Consider the following 23,526-nt stretch of genomic DNA (forward strand, 5'->3'; position numbering starts at 1 on the left):
TGTCTGTTTTGCAATGCTTTAGTGTTTCGTGGTGAATAATGAAAAAATTAATCAGCCTGGCAGTGCCGCTAATTATTTCTCAGCTGGTTGCTCAATTATTGGTTTTTACCGATGTGTGGATGATGGCCCAACTTAGTATCCTCGCCATAGCTGGCGGCGGTCTTGGTGCGGCAGTCTACTCAATTGTCTTCACCGTGGCGGGTAGTACCGTAGGTTGTGTCGCTAACTTAATTGCAATTGCATATGGCAAAAGGTTGAAAGACACCCAGAAAGGTGATGCCGAAGTCAGCATCTCACTCAAGAGTGGCCTATTGCTTTCGGTTATTCTGACAGTGACCCTGTTACCGATTTTCTTTTGGATGGATGGTTTGCTGCTCAAAGCAAACCAAGACCCAGAAACAGTCGTGCTGGCAGTCGATTATTTGGATGCGTTGAAGTGGGCAATGCTGCCAACGCTAGTATTACTGGTATTACGTAGCTTGGTCAGTGCATTCGGTGATACCCGTTCTGTGATGGTGATGTCTATTGTCACGGTAATTCTGAATGTACCTTTGAGCTATTTGATGGCCTTCAAGCTAGAAATGGGGTTGGCAGGTCTTGGCTATGGTACCGCATTGGCTGCGTTCATTGTGATGCTGGGCTATGGCTACTGGGTATTCACTCGCAACAAGTACCGCCACTACAATCCGTTTACCAATTGGCATGAGTACCGTTTAGGCATTCTTGTCCCGTTAATGGCCATTGGCGTGCCGATCATGATTGCGACCTTGATGGAGCATGCTCTGTTTTCTACAGCAGCCTTGTTGGCGGGTACCTTAGGCGCGGTGTCATTGGCTATACACCAGATCGCTCTGCAGTGCCTGAACTTATCATGGAACGTCGCATTTGGTTTGTCCCAAGCAGCATCTATTTTGGTCAGTCAGCATGTCGGCCAGCAAGAGCCTGCGATGGTTAAGCGTTATGCCAAACAGGGCTTGTTGCTGGTAACGGTAACCAGTGCTGTATTCGGTGCATTCTTGATTGCAAAGCCAGAGTTTTTGACTTTCGTCTTCAACGTTGAAGGTGATGCGCTAGCAGAAGAGCTGGTTTCAGCTCTGCCAAGTGTGATGATTATGGTCGCGGCTTGCTTTGTTGTAGATGCTTGGCAGTTGGCGGCTATCAGCATTCTGCGTGGTATGAAAGTGGTCAAAGCGCCGACGGTAACAACAGCTATCGGCTACTGGCTTATTGGCTTGCCATCGGCATGGTTACTGATGAATCTGTTTGGATTGGAAGGTGTTTGGGGCGGACTTGCAGTAGGCCTGGCAGCGACTGGTTTGATGCTGCTGTTCATTTTGCTACGTGAACTTCGCAAGCTCGAAGGGCGTTATGCACAAAGCCATGAAGATCACAGCAATGAAGCTCTCAGTACTAAAGAGCATGGCGCTGCGGTGATACCTTCTTAATAGCTGTTATAAAATCGTACGGATACCTTCCGTACGATTTGCTGTGTCGGCGGTCAATGGTTATACTCTTTATGTACGGAAGGTTTCCGTACTAATGGAGGTTAATATGGCAACAGCGCGACTAGACCTGCGTTTAGATGAAGAAATTAAAGCCAAAGCCGAAAAAGCGTCAGCCTTGCTAGGACTGAAGAGTTTGACGGAGTATGTGGTTCGTCTTATGGACGAAGATGCAACTCAGGTGATTGCTCAGCATGAAAGTATCACCGTGGATGGTGATGTGTTTGACCGGTTTGTTGATGCTTGCGATAAGGCCAAAGCGCCGAATAAAGCGTTACTCGATGCAGTAGACTTTGCTGAAGAGAAGGGCTTTAAGTAAGTGAGTTGGTCAAAAGAGTTTATCGAGCTAGATAAAAAACAGCATGATCGTACATCGTTTGACTGTGGAGAGCCGGAGCTAAACAACTTTATTCAGACTCAGGCGGCAAAACATATGCAGGCAGGTATTAGCCGGACCATGGTATTACCTGCCTTACTTCCACTGCCTAATCAAAAGTTACCTATTTGTGCTTTTTACAGCATTGCCCCGAGCTCTATCTGCCGTGATACCTTGCCTGCGGCAATGGCAAAAAAACTGCCCAAGTATCCCATTCCAGTGTTTTTACTTGCCCAATTGGCTGTTCATCATGAGTACCACGGAAATGGCTTAGGGAAAGTCAGCTTGGTAAAAGCCTTGAAGTACCTATGGCAGGTCAATGCCCACATGAGGGCGTATGCTATCGTTGTGGATTGTCTTAGCGCTGAAGCGGAATCCTTCTATACCAAATATGGTTTTGAAGTCCTGTGTGAGCACAATGGCCGGGTGAGGATGTTTATACCGATGAAAACGGTCGGTCAGCTGTTTGAAGGGCGCTGATCGTCCAGAGGCCGCCAAATATCCTGAAAAAGCCGGAATGAAACTTCCGGCTTTTTTGATCATCGCAAACGGAAAACGTCGGTTTGCTGGTCATTTTTTACTTCGGCGAAGCTTCTAATGAAAGGACCTTGTTGGCGAACTGCTTCTGGTAGACGGTCGATCACTGCTTTCGCTTCTTGTTTGGTGGCGAAATCTCCGTAAATCACGGCATACCAGCGTCCACTCTGGCTCTTCTTCCAATTTACCCAAATTGGCTGTTGGCCTTGAATATGATTGATGTAGTTACGAACGTCAGCTTGACGTTCTTCTGTTAAAGCCAGAACCTGAATGGTGAAGCGATCTGGGTTCAGGTGGCCATAGGCTTCTTCTGTTGTCATCTGGCCGATGCACTGGCTGTCAGTGTGTGTATTTTCAGTTGTTGAACAGCCGGCCAATAGAAGCACAGCTAATATTGCAAAAATCTTTTGCATTAAAACTCCTTGGTAAATCCCTGAATTTTATTTTTATAAGCGACAATTTTATCAACAATGATAAGGGGATGTTTGATATTACTCGTTGATAACGGGCTGTTTGCCGAAGATGCCAGCAATACATGCCGAAATTATCACCAATAGCGCCAGGCAGCAGAGCACAAGGCTGCTAGGTTGTTGAAATTGTATATAAAGTGTCTGATTTGCTTGCTCAAACTTCACTTATCCTAAAAGTTGAAACTAAGGTGTGACTATTCTAGCGATTTATTATTATACTGTACATATATACAGTTTGTTGAAGAGCGTTGGAGATGAAGGTATTTCCTTACTTTATCGAAGGTGTGAAGTGTGGTTTTCCATCACCCGCAGATGGCCATCAGGAAGAGCTCGATTTAGAGAGCTATATGATCAGAAACCCGAATGCGACTTTTTTTCTCAGAGCATCGGGTGAGTCAATGGTGGGAGCGGGAATCTATGACGGCGACTTGTTGGTAGTAGACCGAGCAGAGCCTGTGGTTCCGGGTAGAATTGTCATCGCCCGCGTATATGATGAGTTTACCTGCAAACGACTGATGCGTCATGAGGAAGCATGGTGGTTGATTGCCGAAAACCCGAATTTTAAACCCTTTCCTATGCCAGAAGATTCTGAAATCTTCGGCGTAGTAACTCGTAACGTACATAATTTATTGGGTTAAGCAATGGCAGCACTAGATGGATACCGTGATCAGGTATGGGCATTGGTAGATGCTAAAAGCTTTTACTGTGCCTGTGAGCAGCTGTTTGATCCGAAGTTGGTCAATAGGCCATTAGTGGTGTTATCCAATAATGATGGCTGTTGCGTTGCGTTGTCATCAGAGGCCAAAGCACTAGGAATAAAACGTGGTGCACCTTGGTTTAAGATTGAGCGTGAAGCCAGGAAAATGGGTGTCGAGGTAAGAAGCTCAAATTATACCTTGTATGCCGATATGAGTCGTCGCTTCATAGAAGAGTTGCATCGATTCTCGCCACATGTCGAGCAGTATTCCATTGATGAAGCTTTCGTCAGGCTTGATGGCTTCAAGTTAGATGGTCTCACCCAGTTTGGCAAAGAAATCCGAGACACCATTTATTCGCATCTTGGCTTGCCAGTAAGAGTCGGCATAGGTTCAAGCCCGACTCTGGCCAAACTAGGTAACCAGGCAGCTAAACACTATGAGCAACGGGTCCGCGGTGTTATTCAAATTGACTCCGAGCAGCGACGTCGATGGTTGTTAGAAAGATGCACAGTTCAGGATATTTGGGGAGTAGGCGCTAAGACAGCGACTCGTCTGCAAACCAGTGGGATCAGTACGGCATTGCAACTTGCTGAGCAGAATCCAGCCGATATGCGTCGGTTATGGAATGTCGGGTTGGCCCGAACAGCGCTAGAGCTGCAAGGGGTTTCCTGTATCGACCCTGGTGATATTGATGAGAAGCGAAAGCAGATTCTGTCTAGTCGTAGTTTTGGTTCAGATATCAGTGATTTGGACGATTTGAAATCAGCCCTCGCTTTTCATTGCCAGCGAGCGGGGGAAAAGTTGCGGCGTCAACATAGCCAAGCGAATGTCGTGGGTGTATTCCTTCGTACCAACCGGTATAAGGACCTGCCGCAACATAATATCAGTAGTGCTAGGGAGCTGATGTGCCCAAGTCAGGACAGTTATAAGTTTCTTGATATTGCTTTGGAACAACTCGAGTCTATTTTTCGCCCTGGTTACGCCTATCAGAAGATCGGCGTCATTCTGGACGGTTTAACCGACTCAAACAATGATCAGTTCCAATTTGATATGTTTGATACCAGCGCATTAGATGAAATGAAGCGCAGAGATCTAATGGCTATCACCGATCAGATGAATGCCAGATTCAAGAATGGGGTAAAGCCCGCCTCAGTGATTGGCTCAACGAACTGGCACATGCGCCAGGCCTTTCGTTCCAATCGATGGACAACACGCCTCGATGAGCTGCAAGTTGCCAAGTGTTGATGTCATATAACAAATGTGAATGTTATAGAGTGAAAGCGAATTTCTGAATTCAGACAATTAGTTAATAATTATCATCACAAAATCATGAATGATAAGAGGTTAGGATGTTTGTTTGGATAGGGATAGTGAGTAGCATTCTGATCGCCTCATCGTTCACCACCGGGCTTATGAGTGCAGTGTTAGATCTTTCTGCCTTCGTAATTATTTTAAGCTTGGGGATCAAGCGGCTAAATGCAAAGAAAAAAAATAAAAGCCATGTAGCGCAACACCCCAGTGATGAGTTACAACGCAATCAGGTCAACGTTGACTTTAAAGACGAAGTGAAACAAATCAACAGCGTTTCTGGAAGAATGGACATTACACCGTAACGCCGGGTTGTAGTGTCAGTCACGGTAAACCGCTTTTACATTGAAAAACAGCGAATTCAGAGTGAATTCGCTGTTTTGTCATTTGAAGCTCGCTGTTTGATTTAAAAAATCAGGAAGCCCGTAGGTCTCTAGGTTAGTTGGATATAGGCCAATGAGCCGCCACCGATACAAACCCAGAGCAATACCCCGAGTAATAGAGGCTGGATACCTGCCGCTCTTAGCTTTTGGATTGTGATACCTGAGCCGATCAAGAATAGGCAAACAACCAGAACGCGCTTAGACATCGAGAATATAGCAGTGTAGAGCGGTTGGAAATCAGGTAGCAGGTAAGCCACACCGATAGCTAAGCAGTAAAACAAGATGAAAAATGGCACGCCAATTTTCTTACTGTTGCCTTTGAACATTAAAGCACTTAGAAAAGCGATTGGGATAATCCACAGGGCGCGGGCCAGTTTTAATGTTGTTGCTGTCTTCAACGCCTCATCACCATAGGCACCTGCGGCACCTACTACTGATGATGTGTCATGAATAGCAATTGCCGCCCATGTACCGAATGCATGTTGGCTCATCTCTAGAGAATGGCCAATGACCGGAAAGATAAATAAAGCGATAGCATTAAGAACAAACACCGTGGCTAAAGCCAGTGAGGTTTGGTCGTCTTTGGCATTAATTGCAGGAGCAACAGCAGCAATAGCGCTACCGCCACAAATCGCTGTACCTGAGGCGATCAGATGGCCCGTTTTCTGCTCGATACGCAGTAATTTAGTCAGAACATAGCCAAGCAATAGCGTACAGAAGATAGAGGCTACAATGAGGCCTAATCCTTGTTTACTGGCTTCGATGGCTTGATCTAACTGGATTCCAAAACCGAGGCCAATGATGGAATAGGAAAGCAGCTTTTTAGTCAAAGCCGCCAAGTTAAATTGGGATGGCACTAGGCCAAATGTTGCCAAGGTGAAGCCCAGGACAAGTGCTATAGGAGAGCTGACTAAGGGAAACAGACACAGCAGTGCGACTGCAATGAAGATACCATCGGTCTTGGAAAGCTTATTGAAAAAAGAGTGAACTGCAGACATTGGTTTCAATTATGAGTAAATCGTCGCAGGAGTATATGCGCAAAGAGGAGTAAGGATAATTATAATATTTTTATGCCGGGGTTAAGTTTTACTTAACATCTTGTTCGGCGATATTGAACTGAGTCGTATCTTCATACCTACTTTCTGATCCACTTACCCGATGAGTCTTGATAATAATTCCCTGGAGATGTGCGCTCTATTGCTTTCTTATGGGCGATATGCCCAACTTCTTTGACCGTTAGGCCGTGGGAAACAGCTATCTTTTTGAAGGTGTTGGTTCGGCGGTTGTTTACTTCGGAAACCAGACTTCTTACTTGCTGAGAGGGACGAGCAGTAACAGGGGCGATGAGACCCGTGTTGGCTTCACCAACAAGGCCTTGATCCTTGGCTTGCTGAAGGTCGAGAGCAAATGCACTAAAAGCAAGGAAGAAAGATAGGAAGAAGAGCAGAACTCGCGTCATGGCATACTCCCTGCCAACTCAAAAGACATCATCATCATTAAACAGCTCATCGATTTCCTTATCAACTTTAATGCGAATCTCGTGTTCTATTTTGACATTTAAATTAACTTCTATCGGCTTTTCAGAAGCGGTAACTTGTACCGTTGGTGTACAGCCAGATAGTGCTGTAAGTGATAATACCGAAAGCATGGCGATAAAAAATGGTATATAAAACAGCTTAAGTTGGATATCCATTGGTTACAACCTTTTGTGGACCTCATACCCATCTGCCTTAGTTAAGAGACAGGGTGACAGGCGCGTCCAGCCATTTGATTTTTTAAATTCAAGCGCAAAAATGCTACTTATCCACACCAATCTGCTTTAAGAACATATTTTCCAGCTTTGATGCATTTATCATGTTCAACGTTTTTAGTAGAGCTGGAATGTTTTCTTCTATGCTGAGGTTCAGATTAATCGGGCGACCGGATAAAACATCTGGGTTGCGCCCCTTAAACTGTGATCTGGCACTCAGTTGTCCTTCTTTAGAATAGTCTAGATTAACCTTGAGCGAGTGGTAGTTATAATTTTTGAGAATTTTGCTCACAACTAACAAGCTATTCTCACCAGCGGCTTCTACGTTCTGATCGATGGCTGATCCTTCTTTGTATTTTAGGATCCCGCCAGGGTAACGCGCATGAAGCTTGCCTGCTTTAATCACTGGGGCGCTTTGTTCTAATCCAAAAGGCAGCACGCCATCAACGATGCCGGTCATCTCTATATCTTTAGCTTCTATTGCCTCAATCAACTTCTCAAGCTTAAGGCCATGAACCTGAATTGGGCTAGCGGGTATTTCTGACAGTGAGTTACTGACCACATTGTGCAAGCTAATATCACCACCAAGCAAATAAGCCTTGGCCCGGTGGAGTTTGTAGAAAGGTTTGTGAGTGTCAAACTCAAGCAGGGCATAGAGGTTTTCTAACAGAATGCCTGCATGTAAGTAGCTGACATGCAGGCTGATTGGTTGACGTGAGCGAATACCGTGATTGGAAATGTCGACAGTGAGAGAGACATTGAGGTCAGCATAATGTATGTCATGAATATAGCCACTCAAGTTGTGCGTATATAAACCAACCTGACCTTTCCACTGGTTTTCTTTTATGGATATTTTTGCATCGAATCCCAATGAGCCTGCATAGATATCATGATCAACTGGCAACTTTGGCAGATAGTATTTCTTCAAGGATTGCTTGCTGGAGAACGGAATATCATTACGGTGTAACTCAATATTGGTTTGTTGCCGCGGTATCGAATAATCAACGGTATAGACAAACAAGGTTGTATGGCGTTTGTTCAGTATACTCCCTTTGAATCGAGCTTTAGTTGGGGTGATGTTCAGTTTACCTTCCGTGATGGCCCCAGGCAGGCGCTGGTTATTTTGATTTAAGGAAAGGTGGATTTGATAGCTTGAGGTCAGGGTGAATACAGAATTGCTCTCAGGAGATAAATTCAGGAGTAAACCAAGATTGGAAAAGACGGAGGACAGTTGACCGTTGTAGCGTTGAACGGGTAATTGATTGATGTTTTGTTCTCGTCTAATCGCGGCGATTTCGACATCGGAGGCATCATCTGAGGTGATTAATTTTAGCGCTGAAAGATTATCAGCATTGATGACGATGTCACTTTCCTTATCTGTGAATATGGATAGGGCTGTCGTTTTTTCATTCCGGAAATTTTGCTCTAATCTGATTAGGTCTGCTTTTACATTGACGTTATCGGCTTCTGCTTCTATCCATTCCCCCTGATGTTGAACCCGCATTTTTCCTATGTTGACTTGGCTATCGATTATTTGCATGTCTAGCTTATTATCAGTCCAATTACCAGAAAGCACAGACTGCAGTTGGGTGTTCTCAATATTGATTGTGGGGCTGGGAAATAACTGAGGGATCACAATGTTGATATTACTTTTCGCGTGACACTGTAATGTTAAATCGCTGTTGAGGAAGGGTATCTGGCATTGTAGGAGAGAAAAATCGATGGCGAAGTCATACCCGAATTTATCATTGCGAAAATGAAGCTGCTCACTGCGTCTATCGAGGCCTAACGCGATATTGCCATCAAGATAATCTGCATTAAACGTTAGCGCTCCATCTGTGTTGAGTTCAAGCAAGGAAACAGCAGACTTTGAATCCTTTTTTTGATTCATCACTTTATGTTGGAAGGCAAAGCGGTTTAGCTCGACGTTCACCTTTTCCGGTAAGCTGACTTCTAGTGAGTAACTGGCATGCTCAACATCTCTAAAATGAAAGGGATCGCCTTGCTTGGTTGAGCCGTTATCCTTGAAAGCCAGTGATGTTTGTTTAGCTGAAATTACAATAGGCTTGGTTAGCTCAGCGCTGGGAATATCATACAGCTTCAGTCGATCAGTGAGATCTTGTGTCCGCTTGAACTTTGCTTCGCAGTGAAACAGTTTAGGTAACGGGCTGATGAAGTTGATATCAGCTTTGCAGTCAAGTTTGTTGCCTTTGGGGCCAATAACGGTTCCAGTAAAGTCTGCGTCGTTCTGTGTTCGGTGTTTTATCAATACATTGATATCGTATGGATTCTCCGGGCCGAGGGCTTTACCCTTTAAATGCAATTTGGCTTGTTTATCCGGCCGGTTTTGGCGGACTCTAGGGGTATCCAATACCAGTTTGGCATCCATGATTAAGTTGCCATAAGTGAAGTGGCTGACTTTTAAATGCTTTAACGGCAGTTGCGCTAAATTGGCAATAGCGTGTCCTAAGTGTAACCCTTCGTGAGTTTCATCTGGTTTTTCCAGAAACTCTGGTAGTTCCGTTGGCTGGGCGAAGCGTAGCTCCTCTGCCAGCAATCGCATACTTTTAGTAGGCTGGTTGAGGTCAACAGTTAAGGCGATGTCGTTTCCTTGCTGTTGAAAACGCGCAACGTCTGTAGGCCATTTTGGTACCAGCGAATCTATATGAACTGCTAATGGAATTTTATTGCCTTGCCAGCTAAGTGAAAAATGCCCATTAGTGAAACCGACAGGGTAGATGTTCTGGCCGATATCTTGCGGTAGGAATAACTCTAAATCAGAGGAGCCAATAATGCCGGTAAGAGTGACAAACGGGTCGGTGGTAAGGACAAGCTGTAAATCATTGACAACCTGTGGGATCTGGGTGCCGACTGTATTTTCGATAGTGACAGATGCTTGTTCACTGTGAGCACTGAACACGTAAGGGGCGGACAGGTCAGTTAGGTTAAAGGTGATGTCATTGAAAATAATGTCATTAAGTTCAAGCCCGTGGGGTCTTATCGCATTTTGGATATCCGGCGCTAGACGCACGACGGTATGTGGAGACAGTAAACGCCAAGATGAGGTAGAAATAGCGCTTTTGTCATCGGCAAAATGTTCCAGTGATAGCTTCTTTATGGTTATCGCCGTTTTATTTACAGCAATAGAGAGCTCGTCTATTTGAATCCGTTTTCCTATGTGGATGCCAGAAATAGCATTGATTTCAATTCCTTTAGAAGCCAGCCAAGGAGGGATGAAAATAGCCAGCATGACAATGGCGAAAACGATAAAAAACAGACCATAGATGAACATACGCACATACCGATATCGGCTGGGCTTTGAGGGCGTTGGATTGTTATTGTTGCCTACAGCATTATTCATATGGCTATTTTTATCTGACCAACATAAATGATATGTGACAATTCTAAGCATAACCGCTAGGTAGAAAGTTGTTAGAAATATTGTATAAATCAAGCACTTCAAAAGGAATTTTGGTGTGGTTGATTCTACTGCGTGTAAGAAAGTTTACTCATCCAGTATAAAATTTTGCCTTTCTCTGAAGTCGCTGAAATCTTGTGATTTTTTTATTGTTTTTTTGCCAGTTTTTGCCTGATATCACTGATGTTTGATGGTGTGTATTTGAAGTTATTAACTGGAATTGCGTATTAATGAAGAGGAAGTGGCTGATTGGTTGTTTTTGATAGGTTGATTGTTTGTGACAAAACTGAGACAAAGTGAGGACAATAATAGAAAATCATCAGGATGTGATTATGTCAGAAACCTCTCCAGTACAGCCATCTCCCTCGGGATCTCTCTCTTTGGGTAAGTTAATTCGCTCATTAGGCCCAGGTGTCATGATGGCAACCGCAGCTGTCGGTGGCTCCCATTTAGTCGCCTCTACCAAGGCTGGTGCAATATACGGATGGCAGCTTGCCGCGTTGATTTTGCTGGTAAACCTTTTGAAATACCCATTTTTCCGAGCTGGCGTTCAATACACTATGGGAACAGGCAACAGCTTGGTCCAAGGGTATGATGGGATGGGACGCGGTTATCTTTGGGTGTTTACAGGGCTAAGTTTGATCTCCGGTGTGGTAAATACCGCGGCCTTACTATTGTTTAGTGCAAGCTTACTGGGGTACTTCTTACCATTCAGCCTGTCGCTACCCGTGTTATCAGGCATTGTTGTTATTGCCTGCTTGGTGATTTTGATGGCTGGCCACTATAAGGCCCTAGATAGCCTTTCTAAAATCATAATGGCGGTATTGGTCATTGCTACGCTCTCTGCAGTAGTAATTGCTGCGGGCAAGGGTAGTGTCGCCCCGGCAGACTTTGAAGCACCTTCTGCATGGTCCCTTGCTTCTATTGGTTTCATTGTCGTGATGATGGGCTGGATGCCGGCACCTATCGAGATTTCCTGCCTGACGTCACTATGGCTCAAGAGCCAGCGCAAAGAGCAGCAAGTGACGGCTGATTCTGCATTGTTTGATTTCAATGTCGGTTATATCGGTACTGCTGTGCTTGCTATCGTATTCCTTTCGCTGGGTGCGCTTGTTTTGCATGGTAATGGGACTGAGCTAAAAGCATCGGGTATCGGGTTCTCTCATCAATTAGTGAGCATGTACGCGTCAACCATTGGTGAGTGGTCTCGCTACCTGATTGCGGTTGTGGCTTTCTTCTGTATTTTCGGCAGTACGATTACGGTTATTGATGGTTACGCCCGTTCTTTGGCAGAGGCTCAATCGCTTCTACAATCAAAACCGGTTGGACAACGTTCATTCCACAATGGCTGGATGGTATTTATTGCGATTTCAGCGATGGGGATCATTTTGTTCTTTAGCTCTGCTTTAATGCCGATGCTTGATTTCGCCATGATATTGGCATTCATGACGACACCGATTTTTGCGCTACTGAACTACCAGTTAGTGTCTAAAGCGGAACTACCCGTGGCCCTTCAGTGGTCGAAGCGAATGAAAGCTCTGTCTTGGGTTGGCCTGACATACTTGTTTGGATTCTTGGCCGTATTCATTTGGTGGAAATGGTTGATGTAAAGCATCACAAAAAAAGAGCCGGATACAGACAGGACGTAGGTATCCGGCAGATTCCATATGGGTTGGTGAGTTATAGTTATAAAAATTCGTTTGTTTATCGTTTGAGTAGGCTTTTATCCAGCTAGAGCTGGGTCGCTCAGGGTTTCTTCATTATTTTTAGTTTGAGCAAGGTGTTTTTTCTTCGGCACAGTTAGCTCATGGTTAATCTGCTTAATCCCTTCAATCAGTGCGTTATGCACCACATCAGTCTGGTCGGCCTCAAGCGCATGCAATGCCCTAAATAACAGCTTCTGTAGTTCGATAACTTGTTCATTGGCATGATCCAACTCAATAGATTCCAATGAAATAAGGTCATTGATGTGCTTCGCTGAACCGGGCTGAGAAACTGAAAGTTGGCTTGAGATAATTTGAGAGGTGCATAACTTTAAGTAAGAGAGGGTCTGGGTTAGCGACTGCGAGGGTTTATCCATCCGAAAACTCCTTGATGTTTCATCATGTATAGTCATATAAGCATGATGAGATCCGTTATTGATAGGAAATGCTTTGCACAAAAGGGTTGTTGAAATGTTGCTTTAGCTTTAATAGCAATCTAAATCAGTGTGAAAAGAGAGAACTTGGCTTAGATCAATATGAACGTAAACAAAGAGTTATGACAGGGAAGGTTTAGTCATTTTTATGACTAACTTATCACCTTGGTATGAAATTTTACCGGGGAAATACAAAAGAATTTGAATGAATATTCTGTGGCGTGAATAAGGCGTGTTATAGCAACACGCCTTGAGTGCCAGAATCGTCTGACGAATCCACTTTGGTTGATTTAAACGTTAATAAAGCTTTTAAAGCTATTTAAAATAGCTTTCCCAACTTGCCGTCACTCGCTCAAACTCTTCAATGCAAATCTCTTCTCGTTCCGTTTTAACTTCTGATTCTAGATCTTGAAATAGGGTCTGATGCTTTTTGGGATCACTGCCGTAAATCAAACATAGGCTGTAATAGTAGCGTTGAATATCCAAACTGTGTTCATCAATAAAATCTAGATCATCAAAACTGTCGATTTGCTGATCTTCAATAGCGAATAGGTTTGCAGCATGTATCGCTTGGCCATCACCATCTTCAACGTAATTGAGCATGAGAACATTGGCAAAACTATCTGCAGCGTCCTCTTCTTTACCGACAATGGGGACTTGGTTCAATGCAATATAAGCATGTCCAACTTCATGAAGTAGAGTGTGTAATAGAGCACCTTCCGCTGCCTGGTAAACATATTGGCTGTCTTCCTTGGATAATTCAGTTTGCTCCATATTGTCATGAAAATCAGCGGTAAAATTGTCAATCATTTCTCGCCAAAAGTGATAAGGGATTTCTATTTGATTGGATTCGGGATCGTATAAGGGACCATCTTCGGTACCAAAGACAATGTTCACTGGCTCGGCGAGAATAAACACTGAGTCTGACAACATATGGACTGTCTTGAGGGAGTCAGTCTGCCTTATTTCTTGAATAGTTTGTTGGTCAAGCTCATCTAAGCTAGGAATGAATGTATAGCGAATGGTAGGAAGTTCATCACTCATGCCTTTATTGGGAAAGAGACCGAAAAGACAAACCAATAGCAGTAGAAACATAAGACAATAGCTATACAGGGTATTGCGATTGTGAATACTGTTAGAAAAATCCATGTACAAATCCTAGCTGTTTTCTGAATGCTGGTGAGTATGACTCATCAGCATAAGTGATAGAGTGATCTTAACGCTATTACATGAAAAATGAGCAATAAATTATGGATTTGCTAAGCGAGGATCGATAAGGTGAAATATCAATAACTATTTATTGATGATTATAAAAACAAGGAGAGAAGGTGAACAAGCTATTGTCTTTTGAAGCTTTGATGGTGCTAGACGCTATTGAGCGAAGAGGAAGTTTTGCTGCGGCATCAGAGGAATTAGGCAGAGCGCCTTCATCTTTGAGTTATCAGGTTCAAAAACTCGAGCAAGATTTGGACTTGGTGATTTTTGATCGATCTGGTCACAAAGCGGTATTTACTAAGGCTGGGCATCTCTTGCTTGAAAGAGGTCGGATGCTACTCACTGCGGCAGATGAGATGATTGCCGATGCCAGTGCGTTGGCACATGGTTGGGAATTGGATATCACGATTGCTTATGACGGCTTGGTCAAAGTGGATGCTTTATTTCCGCTAGTAGAAGGGTTGGCTCAGCAGAGTAAAACCCGTGTCCGCTTCCAGGAAGAGATCTTAGCCGGTTGCTGGGAGGCATTGGCCCAAGACCGTGCTGACATCCTTATTGCTCCAGCACCTACGGTTGCTCCCCCTGAAGCTAAGATTCAAACACTAGGAACCATAGATACTATATGGGTGGCGCATCCAGACCATCCGATCCATAAACATAAGTACCCGTTAGATCCTATGATTAGAAAGCAGTATCGCGGCATTGCAGTTGCTGATACGGCAAGGAACCTACCACCTATAACCTACAATATTCTCGATGATCAGCCATTACTGACCGTGTCTTCAATGCATGACAAGCTGCTGGCTTTGAAAGCAGGGCTCGGCATTGCAACTATGTCATACAGCTATGCTAAAGAAGCGATTGATAGTGGGGAGCTGGTGGTGATTGGTGATGATCCAGTTCATGAGCTTGAATTGGTGATCGCTTGGAATAGAAGTCGAATGGGTAAGGCAAAATCATGGTGTATTCAACATATTACCTCACTTTGGAAAAAGCAGGCTAAGAAATAACTCGCTCTGCAACTGCGTGGTTGTGTGTTTTTTGAACGCTTTTGTGGTGTGGTGGCGTAAAAAGGTAAGTCAGATTTCCTGTAATTTATATCATGCAACCTCCAATTAGGAGGAAGCATGAAATTAAATACTACCGAATTTTCAGATGATTTTGACCATTGTGAATACCTAAAGACCTTCATGGCCGATCTTCAATTCGCTATTGATGAGCAGGATTGGGATGTTGCTATCGATTTTGCCCAGAACCTGCTATCGACAGTTATCGTTCTGAAGGAAGAGGAAGTAACATCTCAACGATTCCATCTTCCATCTGAATATCGATCTCGAAGCCAACTTTTTGGGCAAGCATGATCATTCCCCGGTTAGAGGGCATTGTCATACCTGTAATTCGTCGTAAACCGGCCTCGCGGCAATATCGAATGATCTTATTCATCAATATACTGCCAAGGCCGACTCCCTTAAGATCCGATCGCACAAGGATGGCAAACTCGGCCTCAATATTCTCAGGGTCCGACAAGGCCCGGGTAACCCCGATAATAGACTCTTCCGGCTCACCCTTGTCATTGGTTGACTGTTGTACGGCAACAAACGCCATTTCACGGTCGTAGTCAATCTGGGTAAGATTTGCCAGCGCTTCGTGGTTAAACTCCCCGACATCAGAGAAAAAGCGCTTATAGAGATCTTCAACCGAGACTTTAGCGATAAACTCAGCGTGTTGTGGCTCGTCTTCCGGCAAAATTGGCCGTAGCAAAATGCACTCACCATTCTTCAGTGCGACAGTTTCTTCAAGCTCTTTAGGATAAGGACGAATGGCTAAACGTTCTTGTCGATTACCTTTAAACTGACGCAGCGTCATTGACGCATCAATGACTGTCATCTCATTACCGGTAGCCAGTAGCGGATGGATATCAAACGACTCTATCTCAGGGCAGTCAATAATGAGCTGCGATGTTTTTACTAATAGGCGGCAAAGCGCGGGAATATCAATTTTTTCAGGTAAATTCCGCTGCGTAATCTTGCCGGTTTTAATTGCATTGATCACCATATAGCGCGCAAGTGCCATGTTTAACGGCGGGATACCAACCGCAGCATTTTTATGGATGTCCCAATCGCCGGCATCTTCTCCCAGTAAAATAACAGGGCCAAAAGTCGAGTCGTGATGGACTGATAAACGTAATTCCTGAGCGCCAGCTCGTTTAGCCATCCTCTGTACTAACAAGCCATCAATTCGTGCATTTGGATATTCCAATGACACCCGATCAAGAATAGCCTGCGCGCCGTTGGCGACTTCTTCCGCCGTACGTAAATACAGTAGTACACCATGGACTTCTGATTTGTGGGGAATATCCGGTGAGCGAAGTTTAACTGCAACAGGATAACCAATTTGGTTGGCGATATGTGCAGCTTCAGCAGGATCACTGGCTATCCATGTTGGAAGGGTTGTGAATCCATATGCTTCTAACACCGGTCTCACGTCATGCGTTTCAAGTTGGGTAACACCTTGTGCGAGTAGGTGATTGACCACGTCATGGACATGTTTGGGGTTGGCTTTAGTTTCGCCGAAAGAAACCGGGGTTTCCATCAGTTGTTTTTGGTTTCTGCGGTATTCCACTAAGTGCATGAAAGCCGAAACCGCACTTTCAGGTGTACGATAAGCAGGGTAGCCAGCTTCGGTGAAAATCTTACGTGAAACAATGGCCTCATCTTCGCCAGCCCAGTTGGTCAAGATATTGAACTTACGAGTTCTTGGGTGGGAATTTAACACTTCCACTAAACGTTTAGCTGTTTCGTTGCCTGCCGCTATTGCAGATGGTGAGTGCATAATTAGCAGTGCATCAAAATCATCACTGTCTAATAAAATTTTAACGGCTTGCTCATAGCGATTGATATCTGCATCACCGATGATGTCGATCGGGTTAGCCTTGGACCAGCATGAGGGCAAAATGGCAGACAGTTTGCTGGTGGTCTCATCACTTAATTGAGCCAGTTTACCGCCTCGATCAGCAAGTGCGTCGACTGCCATAATGGCAGGGCCTCCGCCATTAGTTAAAATCGCGAGACGTTCTCCGCGTAAAGGGACAGAATGGGCAAGGGTTTCGACCGCAGCAAACAGCTCGTGGGTATTGTTTACTCGCAGCATCCCCGAACGACGTATCGCCGCATCATAAACAGCATCTAAGCCAGCAGGCGAGCCCGTGTGCAAGAAAGCGGCTGCACTGCCTGCTTGGGTTCTACCGCTTTTTACCACAAGGATCCGGCGGTTTCGTGCAGCAGCTCGCGCCGCAGACATAAACCTGCGTGCATCTTTCACCGAATCAATGTAGAGCAGAATAGCTTCGGTTTTGCTATCGCGGCATAAGTTATCAAGAAGCTCCGCGAAGTTGATATCACAAGCGTCACCAAGGGAAAGAAAGGTAGAAAAACCAACATTCTTATTTTTCGCCCAATCGAGGATAGTGGTACACACGGCAGCAGACTGTGAAATAAAGGCGATATTGCCTTTATTGGCGGCAATGGGCGAAAAAGACGCATTGAGGTTTATCCAGGGCAGTATGAGTCCCATACTGTTCGGCCCGACCAAGCGCATATTAAACTGTCTGGCAACGTCAAACATGCGTTGCTCCTCAGTTTGTCCATCGGTAACGATGTTGGCCATACCCGCGGCAAGCACTATGGCAACTTTTACACCTTTTTCACCAAGCTGACGGATGATCTCGACATTGCGGTGAGCATTGGTACAGACAATGGCTAAATCTGGCACTCGGGGTAGGCTATCTATGGTTGGATAGGCAAGGACACCGGCAACTGCATCATATTTTGGAGTGACGGGCATGATAGGGCCATGGAAGGATCCTGATAGGAGGTTGCGGATCACCACATTACCGGCTCTATTAGGGCTATCGGAGGCACCAATCACGGCGATTGACTTGGGTTTGAGCAGTTTATCTAATCCGTCCATATCACAACTCTTTTTGCCAATGCTTTCCAATGAGTGTAACTAAACAGCTACTGAGTTTCTGGCAAAAGTACGTGAGCTGTGATCAATGCCTAATATCAATCAATTAGCTAGAAGAGGAGCTGTCACTTAACGAGGTTATTGGGAATGGGGTGTGGCAGGTCCTTTGCCACAAGACTCAATTTATGAGGGAAATTAGATCTGGTATTTTGACTTGTCGCCAATATCGTAGTGCATTGGCATACGCCATTTAGAAAATGCCGCAACAGCTAACAAAATGGCCCCTGTCATGCTAAATGCAATACTGATCTGTGACTGGTTGAAAACCAAACAGAACCAGAATCCCGCCAAAGCGAGAGGTGTGAGTAATAGTGGTTTTAATTGAAAGCAAAAATACTCTTTAATGGCCAGGGCACTAAAAGAAAATAGTGCAGCGCCAAGTGCCAGTGGTGTCCATAGACCAGCCAATAACCAGCAGACTGCAAATAGAGCACTGCCAAGAATTAGCCAACGGAAACGCTTATCGTATATGTGAACCGTTGTTGTAGCTAATATTGCGGCAATAACCAGGGCTGTGGTGCCCACATCTATTTCCCAAGCTAGGATGGACATAATGCCAGCAGCGGCTGTCAGAGCAGTTCGATATAAGATTACCGTTAATTTATCCAGATTATCTAATTCGCTCTGAAAATGAGGATCGGCCATGATGGGCTCCAATGAAAAAGAAAGAATGCAGTAATATATTACCTGTAATTCCTGTGATGCAGGGCAGATAGTTATTGATCTATCTTAAACTTAGGCTTGAATGGTGGAATTTCAGGCGGCAAAATGTGATTAGATTTTTTTGTCTGGCAGAGAAATAATGAAAAAACTAGCCGTATTGGCCGTAGTTACGGCGATTTCAGGGTGTGCATCTGATTCAGGGAATACTGAAATAATCACTTCCTCAACAGAAGAAGTTTTTGTTCAAGAGCAAATGGAGTCTGAGACTCTGGCAAAGCTAGATGAAACAACAATATCTGATGTTGATGATGGTGCTGATCAAGCAACTGCAACAGAGGTCATCAAAAAGGCCGCGGAAGAGAATGCTTCTTCGAATCTTGAATTGTCCAAATCAGGCTACTCCATTCAGGTGTTGGCGCTAAGTCATAATAAGGGATTCACAACCTATATGAACAAGCTTCCGTCAGACAAACCAGTTTGGACGAATGTGAAGAAAATCAATGGCGTGCCTTGGTATACCTTGCTTTATGGTCAATTTGAAACAAGAGAGCAAGCCCGTTCAGCCTTGGATGCGCTGCCTAATGATGTGAAAACATATGGACCTTTCATCCGCGATCTAGATGAAGTCAAGGCTTCTCCAACGCCTAAGTTGACTCGATTGAACTAACTGTTGCTTATGCAAACAGAATCTAAATCAGTTTGCAGTAGAAGCGGCGTAGATTATCCGTAATAATGAAGCCCACAACCTTTTCTTGAGGTTGTGGGTTTTACTCATTGGGTAAAGCAAAATCATGATAGCTGAGCGAGATTTGGCTTTTTGGACTGGAATTTGTCAAATATTCGAAAGAATTCGCCATAACTATAGATATGAGGTGCAATAGTCACCTTTTTTTTATTACTATTAAGGAAGAATTTTACACAAGGGATGATAATGAGCTCAATCCACGTTTTATTACTCTGTGGCGGTGGAAGCGCCGAACACGAAGTCTCTCTAGTATCTGCCAATTACATTGAACAGCAGCTCAAGCAGATTGACGACATTACCTATACCCGAATTGAAATGAAGTCTGACGGTTGGTTCAATGAAGATGACCAACTTTGTCACCTAAACCTTGATCGTACTTTGCACCAAGGTGAAGTACAGCAGAAGGTTGATTATGTGATCCCATGTGTCCATGGCTTCCCTGGCGAAACAGGTGATCTTCAATCATTTCTTGATATGGCAAAACTGCCATATTTAGGCTGTGGCGCAGAGGCTAGCACAAACTGCTTTAACAAAATCACTACTAAGCTTTGGTTCGATGCATTAGGCATCCCTAATACGCCTTATGTTTTCCTGAGTGAAAACAACGAGCTGGCCCATCAACAAGCGGAAGACGCTTTTGATAAGTGGGGTAAAGTGTTCGTTAAGGCAGCAAGTCAAGGATCATCGGTAGGCTGTTACCGCGTCACAGAAAAGGCGGCTCTTTTTGAAGCCATTAACGCTGCATTTGGTTATTCAGAGCAAGTGTTGATTGAGAAAGCCATCAAGCCTCGCGAACTTGAAATCTCTTCTTATGAGTTCAACGGTGAACTTATCATCACCAAGCCTGGTGAGGTATCTTGCCCGGATGATCAGTTCTATACCTATGAAGAGAAATACAGTGCAGACAGCCATTCTACGACTGCAGTGGAAGCTTCCAACCTGACTGAAGAACAAATCGATGACATTCGCAATTATGCACGTAAAGCGTTTGTTCATATGAAGCTTAAAGATTTATCTCGAATTGACTTTTTCTTGAGTGAAGATGGCGAGATCTTACTGAATGAGATCAATACCTTCCCAGGAATGACGCCAATTTCAATGTTCCCTAAAATGCTTGAGCACCATGGCCATACATTCAAAGGCTTTTTGGAGCAGGCAATAAAGAACAATGTGAAGTGATGAAGAGCCGGGTTTCATACCCGGCTTTTTTCAACCTAATGCAAAATGGCTATACTTTTTCATGTACGCCAGTACCTATAACAACGATGAGGCAACAAGAAGTTTAATGTTAACGGATGATGAAAAGCAGCGGCGCTTTAAGCAACTGCAAGCTAAAAACTATCGTGCAAGTTTGCGATTAGAAGGTATCCACTTAGAAAAAGAAGAGTCTGCCAACTCAGAAAGTGGTTTGACGGAAATTGAACAGATCAGACAGTTAAAAGGACATTATGCCAGATAGGTATGGGGTAGATAGAGACCCGGATTGTTATCCTGAAAGTACCGTTCTCATTAACTTACTCAATATCAGAGATGAGGATGAACTTGAGGCGGCTGAGCGTGACTTTACCCGAGTACGTGCCAGCCATTTTGAGCCTGTTTTTAATAACTTTTCATTCGAGTACCTAAAGCAAATTCACCTAACTTTGTTTCAAGACTTATATCCATGGGCTGGGGTGCCAAGAAGCGTTGATATCACCAAGGGTCAGACGCGTTTCTGCCATTGGGAAAATATTGAGCGTGAAACAAACAAGCTACTCGAAGAACTGGCAGCACAAAACAATTTGTGCCAACTGGAGCGAGCTGAGTTTATTGATAAGTTGGCTTTCTACTATTGCGAACTCAATGTCATTCACCCGTTTCGAGAAGGTAATGGCCGGGTTCAACGCATCTTTTTTGAGATACTGGCTATCAATGCCGGCTATGAGGTGTGTTGGGAAGGTATAGGATTAAACGAGTGGGTTGATGCGAACCAGGCAGGGTATTTCGGAAACATGGAGCCTTTGAGGAACTTGTTCGAAAGAATTACATCTCCAATCGATTTAAGTGTCGGTTACGAAGACCATTGGACCGATGAGCCGAAAAGGTAATAAAAATGGAATCCTAGCGCACTATAATTTATTTGCTGTGCTCTTAATATTACATTCTTCTACACCAAACTAAATCCTATTTTTCCCAAGGCTTAGGTTTGATGAACTTACTGACTTCTTTATCGTGCCTATCAGTATTGCCTACATATTGTGCCGGCATTGCAGGGCTCTTCCAACGACCTTGTTCTTGGATTTCGATGATAGATAACCCGGCATCTGAGAGATCTTTGGCCGCACCAACGCGTGGAGACTGGCCTGAAAATAGGGAGGTTTCACCTAGTCCTAACTCGTCACTAGCACGACGGAAAACACGATAGATTGAAGAATGATCTAATGGTTTGTCGCCGATATTACTGTGCCTGTCTATACGTCTGAAGACATAACCGTTCTCAATCATGCCAATAACCAACCAGCGCTGTAATGCTTTAGACGCTATGCTGCTGAGTGAAATTGTTGTTTGATTCACATCTAATTCAATAAGTCCTGAACTATGAATGTATAAATTCTCAACAGAAAGGGCGGCAAGTTCACTTCTTTTCAGCATCGCTTCAAACATCACTGCCCATATAGCCAAATCTCTGATATCTTTAGGCTTTGTAGAAAGTTCAAAGCTATCAATCAATTGTTGTAAGTGTTCATCTCTAAAAGGGGCGGCATTCTGATAGTCGTCATGCTTTTCGAGCTGCTGCTTCTTCATGGCTAAACGAATTTCGGATTTAGCACAAGGGTCGCTCAGATTATGGCAGCGATGTACAAGTGATATGGTGACAATGTAACGCTTGAGGCTGGCTAACTTTCTCACTTTCGCCATCTGCTCTATATAGCGGTGAACGGTGTCGGCTTTTGCTGGAAGTGCTGGGATATGCTCTGCGTAACAAAAGGCCAGGAAATTATTCCAGTCATTTTTGAATGATATGAGTGTATTTGAAGCGTATTTATCTTGAGTTAATGTTCTCATGGCTTCTACAGACTCTAATGGCTGATTGAAGCGTTTAATACTCATCAAACATTCAACTTCATCTTGTATTGGATCAATCTCTTTGGCCATAGTTTATCCATCTAGTGCACTATAATTTATTGCTTATCATATTCTAATATAGATATCCCAAAACTTCATATATAATCGCACAAATGTAACATTAATGAGCTTTAACAGCAGACAAACCAAAGTTTTGATGCTTATATTTAAAAATACTTATGAAAACATAAGGCTCATTATGGCTCAACCGAACGAGGCAGAAATGAAAAAAAGACTGTTCCATCGAGGCCACAATATTGAAAACGCCTCAGGAGCACCGGATGGTTGGAAAACAACCATTAATGGAAATACAATTATCAATAAGCTTACGCTTGTAAAAAAAAGTATTGATTGGTGGTATGACATGCAAACCTTCATGCCACCTGAAAAATTCCTTGCGGGGAATAAAACTGACCGGGTTGATCAGAAAATCGAGGATTACAAAGGCTTTAAGCTCATTAATGATAATGGAGAGCCGAATGGCTGGTATGTCATGTTAGGCAGCAAGCTGTTAAAAGGTTCTCCATTAGCAATAAAAAAGCACTTAGACTTGGTAATCGCTAAGCTGCAGCAGAACAAGCAGCAATAAAAAAACGCCCAGAGTAGGGCGTTTTTTTATAAGCTCACAGTAAATCAATTAATCGTTTTCATCGAGTTTCTCAACGTCGACTAAATAGTCACCTTCGAGCCAGTTACGACCGATAAGGAGTTTGTATTCAAGTTTGCTCCTGTCACGAAGGTTAACTGCAACAGTCTTATGCTCCCCGTTCCAGCCCAGGTCCATCTTGACGGCATAGCGTCTTTCTACGCCTTGCGCGTTACGTATCTTGCTGACTTTGACGATTTTACCTTTATAAGTAGCTTCTTCACCTTTTTCATTGATAGAAGTGAACTCAACGGTATGGCCAAGATGATCGCGCATGTTATCACTGTCGCTTTCATCACCAATCACCTTGATATCTTTGGCATGAATAGACGTTGTTGCTGCGCCAGTATCAATTCGTGCTAGGTAATCTATATCTAAATCATAAACTTTGATTGTTTCGACTTGACCTACAATCGATTTCGAATCGTCACTTTTTGACTCAGCCAAGGCAAGATTGGAACCCAAAACAGAGAATAACAACATTGCTGGGATAAAAAGTCTTTTCACGAAAACTCCTGACTATTAGGTACAAATTAAGGGGCAATAT

General features: G+C 43.9%; 24 protein-coding genes. 13 read left to right on the plus strand and 11 right to left on the minus strand.

Features of this window, described 5'->3' with window-relative positions; genetic code table 11:
* Positions 1-38 precede the first annotated feature (38 nt).
* The 3 genes from ACXAD4_RS28555 to ACXAD4_RS28565 all read left to right on the plus strand — a co-directional run bounded on the left by ACXAD4_RS28555 (position 39) and on the right by ACXAD4_RS28565 (position 2,358).
* Positions 39-1,445 (plus strand): MATE family efflux transporter, encoded by a 1,407-nt coding sequence (locus ACXAD4_RS28555; RefSeq protein WP_475245520.1) that lies wholly within the window; start codon positions 39-41, stop codon positions 1,443-1,445.
* A 106-nt stretch (positions 1,446-1,551) separates the two neighbouring features.
* Positions 1,552-1,821: a type II toxin-antitoxin system TacA family antitoxin gene (locus tag ACXAD4_RS28560; protein ID WP_317520101.1), complete on the plus strand. Its 270-nt coding sequence runs from the start codon at positions 1,552-1,554 to the stop codon at positions 1,819-1,821.
* Positions 1,822-2,358 (plus strand): GNAT family N-acetyltransferase, encoded by a 537-nt coding sequence (locus ACXAD4_RS28565; RefSeq protein WP_475245522.1) that lies wholly within the window; start codon positions 1,822-1,824, stop codon positions 2,356-2,358.
* A 59-nt stretch (positions 2,359-2,417) separates the two neighbouring features.
* Here ACXAD4_RS28565 and ACXAD4_RS28570 read toward each other — a convergent pair whose 3' ends face one another.
* Positions 2,418-2,828, minus strand: coding sequence for an SPOR domain-containing protein (locus ACXAD4_RS28570; protein ID WP_475245523.1), 411 nt, complete (start codon positions 2,826-2,828; stop codon positions 2,418-2,420).
* Positions 2,829-3,139: 311 nt separating this feature from the next.
* Between ACXAD4_RS28570 and ACXAD4_RS28575 the strand changes: the two genes are divergently transcribed.
* From ACXAD4_RS28575 to ACXAD4_RS28585, 3 genes are all read left to right on the plus strand, one after another.
* Entirely contained in the window at positions 3,140-3,523 is a 384-nt protein-coding gene (locus ACXAD4_RS28575) for a LexA family protein (protein ID WP_475245525.1), read from the plus strand.
* Positions 3,524-3,526: 3 nt separating this feature from the next.
* Complete coding sequence (locus tag ACXAD4_RS28580; RefSeq protein ID WP_475245526.1) at positions 3,527-4,828, plus strand: Y-family DNA polymerase; 1,302 nt, start codon at positions 3,527-3,529, stop codon at positions 4,826-4,828.
* 104 nt (positions 4,829-4,932) lie between these two features.
* Complete coding sequence (locus ACXAD4_RS28585; RefSeq protein ID WP_475245527.1) at positions 4,933-5,196, plus strand: hypothetical protein; 264 nt, start codon at positions 4,933-4,935, stop codon at positions 5,194-5,196.
* 128 nt (positions 5,197-5,324) lie between these two features.
* On the opposite strand, the gene ACXAD4_RS28590 is transcribed toward ACXAD4_RS28585, so the two are convergent.
* The 4 genes from ACXAD4_RS28590 to ACXAD4_RS28605 all read right to left on the minus strand — a co-directional run bounded on the left by ACXAD4_RS28590 (position 5,325) and on the right by ACXAD4_RS28605 (position 10,385).
* Entirely contained in the window at positions 5,325-6,272 is a 948-nt protein-coding gene (locus tag ACXAD4_RS28590) for a YeiH family protein (RefSeq protein ID WP_475245528.1), read from the minus strand.
* Positions 6,273-6,409: 137 nt separating this feature from the next.
* Positions 6,410-6,733: a YdbL family probable chaperone protein gene (locus ACXAD4_RS28595; protein ID WP_475245529.1), complete on the minus strand. Its 324-nt coding sequence runs from the start codon at positions 6,731-6,733 to the stop codon at positions 6,410-6,412.
* Between the two features lie 18 nt (positions 6,734-6,751).
* Positions 6,752-6,967 carry a YnbE family lipoprotein gene (locus ACXAD4_RS28600; protein ID WP_475245531.1) on the minus strand — a complete coding sequence of 72 codons (216 nt, stop codon included), beginning with the start codon at positions 6,965-6,967 and terminating at the stop codon, positions 6,752-6,754.
* Positions 6,968-7,070: 103 nt separating this feature from the next.
* Positions 7,071-10,385 (minus strand): intermembrane phospholipid transport protein YdbH family protein, encoded by a 3,315-nt coding sequence (locus tag ACXAD4_RS28605; RefSeq protein ID WP_475245532.1) that lies wholly within the window; start codon positions 10,383-10,385, stop codon positions 7,071-7,073.
* 389 nt (positions 10,386-10,774) lie between these two features.
* On the opposite strand from ACXAD4_RS28605, the gene ACXAD4_RS28610 reads away from it, so the two are divergent.
* Positions 10,775-12,052, plus strand: a complete 1,278-nt coding sequence (locus ACXAD4_RS28610; protein WP_475245533.1) for an NRAMP family divalent metal transporter — start codon at positions 10,775-10,777, stop codon at positions 12,050-12,052.
* 113 nt (positions 12,053-12,165) lie between these two features.
* Here the strand turns inward: ACXAD4_RS28610 and ACXAD4_RS28615 are convergent, their stop codons facing one another.
* Together ACXAD4_RS28615 and ACXAD4_RS28620 are read right to left on the minus strand one after the other, a co-directional pair.
* The gene (locus ACXAD4_RS28615) at positions 12,166-12,522 is read right to left on the minus strand and encodes a hypothetical protein (RefSeq protein WP_475245534.1); all 357 of its coding nucleotides are present in this window, start codon (positions 12,520-12,522) and stop codon (positions 12,166-12,168) included.
* Between the two features lie 372 nt (positions 12,523-12,894).
* A complete protein-coding gene (locus tag ACXAD4_RS28620) occupies positions 12,895-13,728 on the minus strand; it encodes a DUF4344 domain-containing metallopeptidase (protein ID WP_475245536.1) in 834 nt (277 codons plus the stop codon).
* Positions 13,729-13,907: 179 nt separating this feature from the next.
* Between ACXAD4_RS28620 and ACXAD4_RS28625 the strand changes: the two genes are divergently transcribed.
* Positions 13,908-14,804, plus strand: coding sequence for a LysR family transcriptional regulator (locus tag ACXAD4_RS28625; RefSeq protein ID WP_475245538.1), 897 nt, complete (start codon positions 13,908-13,910; stop codon positions 14,802-14,804).
* Positions 14,805-15,063: 259 nt separating this feature from the next.
* Here the strand turns inward: ACXAD4_RS28625 and ACXAD4_RS28630 are convergent, their stop codons facing one another.
* A complete protein-coding gene (locus ACXAD4_RS28630) occupies positions 15,064-17,763 on the minus strand; it encodes a bifunctional acetate--CoA ligase family protein/GNAT family N-acetyltransferase (RefSeq protein ID WP_475245540.1) in 2,700 nt (899 codons plus the stop codon).
* Positions 17,764-17,955: 192 nt separating this feature from the next.
* Positions 17,956-18,465 carry a DUF2301 domain-containing membrane protein gene (locus tag ACXAD4_RS28635; RefSeq protein WP_475245541.1) on the minus strand — a complete coding sequence of 170 codons (510 nt, stop codon included), beginning with the start codon at positions 18,463-18,465 and terminating at the stop codon, positions 17,956-17,958.
* A gap of 157 nt (positions 18,466-18,622) precedes the next feature.
* On the opposite strand from ACXAD4_RS28635, the gene ACXAD4_RS28640 reads away from it, so the two are divergent.
* From ACXAD4_RS28640 to ACXAD4_RS28655, 4 genes are all read left to right on the plus strand, one after another.
* Positions 18,623-19,150, plus strand: a complete 528-nt coding sequence (locus ACXAD4_RS28640) for an SPOR domain-containing protein (protein ID WP_475245542.1) — start codon at positions 18,623-18,625, stop codon at positions 19,148-19,150.
* 264 nt (positions 19,151-19,414) lie between these two features.
* Complete coding sequence (locus ACXAD4_RS28645) at positions 19,415-20,407, plus strand: D-alanine--D-alanine ligase (RefSeq protein ID WP_475245543.1); 993 nt, start codon at positions 19,415-19,417, stop codon at positions 20,405-20,407.
* Between the two features lie 61 nt (positions 20,408-20,468).
* Positions 20,469-20,687, plus strand: coding sequence for a YhfG family protein (locus ACXAD4_RS28650; RefSeq protein WP_475245544.1), 219 nt, complete (start codon positions 20,469-20,471; stop codon positions 20,685-20,687).
* Positions 20,677-21,315, plus strand: a complete 639-nt coding sequence (locus ACXAD4_RS28655; protein WP_475245546.1) for a putative adenosine monophosphate-protein transferase Fic — start codon at positions 20,677-20,679, stop codon at positions 21,313-21,315. Before ACXAD4_RS28650 ends, ACXAD4_RS28655 begins: the two co-directional genes overlap by 11 nt.
* A gap of 76 nt (positions 21,316-21,391) precedes the next feature.
* On the opposite strand, the gene ACXAD4_RS28660 is transcribed toward ACXAD4_RS28655, so the two are convergent.
* The gene (locus tag ACXAD4_RS28660) at positions 21,392-22,363 is read right to left on the minus strand and encodes a tyrosine-type recombinase/integrase (protein ID WP_475245547.1); all 972 of its coding nucleotides are present in this window, start codon (positions 22,361-22,363) and stop codon (positions 21,392-21,394) included.
* 94 nt (positions 22,364-22,457) lie between these two features.
* Here ACXAD4_RS28660 and ACXAD4_RS28665 point away from each other — a divergent pair, with 94 nt between their 5' ends.
* A complete protein-coding gene (locus ACXAD4_RS28665; protein ID WP_475245548.1) occupies positions 22,458-22,922 on the plus strand; it encodes a DUF3319 domain-containing protein in 465 nt (154 codons plus the stop codon).
* Between the two features lie 48 nt (positions 22,923-22,970).
* On the opposite strand, the gene ACXAD4_RS28670 is transcribed toward ACXAD4_RS28665, so the two are convergent.
* On the minus strand, positions 22,971-23,486 hold the full coding sequence (locus ACXAD4_RS28670) for an ATP-dependent zinc protease family protein (protein ID WP_475245550.1): 516 nt from the start codon (positions 23,484-23,486) through the stop codon (positions 22,971-22,973).
* Between the last annotated feature and the right edge of the window lie 40 nt (positions 23,487-23,526).

The organism is Photobacterium sp. AWH4_225 (assembly GCF_056158405.1).

Bases quoted from the DNA above. Each gene is read 5' to 3' on its own strand.
- ACXAD4_RS28555 (WP_475245520.1), top strand. From the start codon at position 39: ATGAAAAAATTAATCAGCCTGGCAGTGCCGCTAATTATTTCTCAGCTG.
- ACXAD4_RS28560 (WP_317520101.1), top strand. From the start codon at position 1,552: ATGGCAACAGCGCGACTAGACCTGCGTTTAGATGAAGAAATTAAAGCC.
- ACXAD4_RS28570 (WP_475245523.1), bottom strand. From the start codon at position 2,828: ATGCAAAAGATTTTTGCAATATTAGCTGTGCTTCTATTGGCCGGCTGT.
- ACXAD4_RS28575 (WP_475245525.1), top strand. From the start codon at position 3,140: ATGAAGGTATTTCCTTACTTTATCGAAGGTGTGAAGTGTGGTTTTCCA.
- ACXAD4_RS28580 (WP_475245526.1), top strand. From the start codon at position 3,527: ATGGCAGCACTAGATGGATACCGTGATCAGGTATGGGCATTGGTAGAT.
- ACXAD4_RS28585 (WP_475245527.1), top strand. From the start codon at position 4,933: ATGTTTGTTTGGATAGGGATAGTGAGTAGCATTCTGATCGCCTCATCG.
- ACXAD4_RS28590 (WP_475245528.1), bottom strand. From the start codon at position 6,272: ATGTCTGCAGTTCACTCTTTTTTCAATAAGCTTTCCAAGACCGATGGT.
- ACXAD4_RS28595 (WP_475245529.1), bottom strand. From the start codon at position 6,733: ATGACGCGAGTTCTGCTCTTCTTCCTATCTTTCTTCCTTGCTTTTAGT.
- ACXAD4_RS28600 (WP_475245531.1), bottom strand. From the start codon at position 6,967: ATGGATATCCAACTTAAGCTGTTTTATATACCATTTTTTATCGCCATG.
- ACXAD4_RS28605 (WP_475245532.1), bottom strand. From the start codon at position 10,385: ATGAATAATGCTGTAGGCAACAATAACAATCCAACGCCCTCAAAGCCC.
- ACXAD4_RS28610 (WP_475245533.1), top strand. From the start codon at position 10,775: ATGTCAGAAACCTCTCCAGTACAGCCATCTCCCTCGGGATCTCTCTCT.
- ACXAD4_RS28615 (WP_475245534.1), bottom strand. From the start codon at position 12,522: ATGGATAAACCCTCGCAGTCGCTAACCCAGACCCTCTCTTACTTAAAG.
- ACXAD4_RS28620 (WP_475245536.1), bottom strand. From the start codon at position 13,728: ATGGATTTTTCTAACAGTATTCACAATCGCAATACCCTGTATAGCTAT.
- ACXAD4_RS28630 (WP_475245540.1), bottom strand. From the start codon at position 17,763: ATGGACGGATTAGATAAACTGCTCAAACCCAAGTCAATCGCCGTGATT.
- ACXAD4_RS28635 (WP_475245541.1), bottom strand. From the start codon at position 18,465: ATGGCCGATCCTCATTTTCAGAGCGAATTAGATAATCTGGATAAATTA.
- ACXAD4_RS28640 (WP_475245542.1), top strand. From the start codon at position 18,623: ATGAAAAAACTAGCCGTATTGGCCGTAGTTACGGCGATTTCAGGGTGT.
- ACXAD4_RS28645 (WP_475245543.1), top strand. From the start codon at position 19,415: ATGAGCTCAATCCACGTTTTATTACTCTGTGGCGGTGGAAGCGCCGAA.
- ACXAD4_RS28650 (WP_475245544.1), top strand. From the start codon at position 20,469: ATGTACGCCAGTACCTATAACAACGATGAGGCAACAAGAAGTTTAATG.
- ACXAD4_RS28655 (WP_475245546.1), top strand. From the start codon at position 20,677: ATGCCAGATAGGTATGGGGTAGATAGAGACCCGGATTGTTATCCTGAA.
- ACXAD4_RS28660 (WP_475245547.1), bottom strand. From the start codon at position 22,363: ATGGCCAAAGAGATTGATCCAATACAAGATGAAGTTGAATGTTTGATG.
- ACXAD4_RS28665 (WP_475245548.1), top strand. From the start codon at position 22,458: ATGAGCTTTAACAGCAGACAAACCAAAGTTTTGATGCTTATATTTAAA.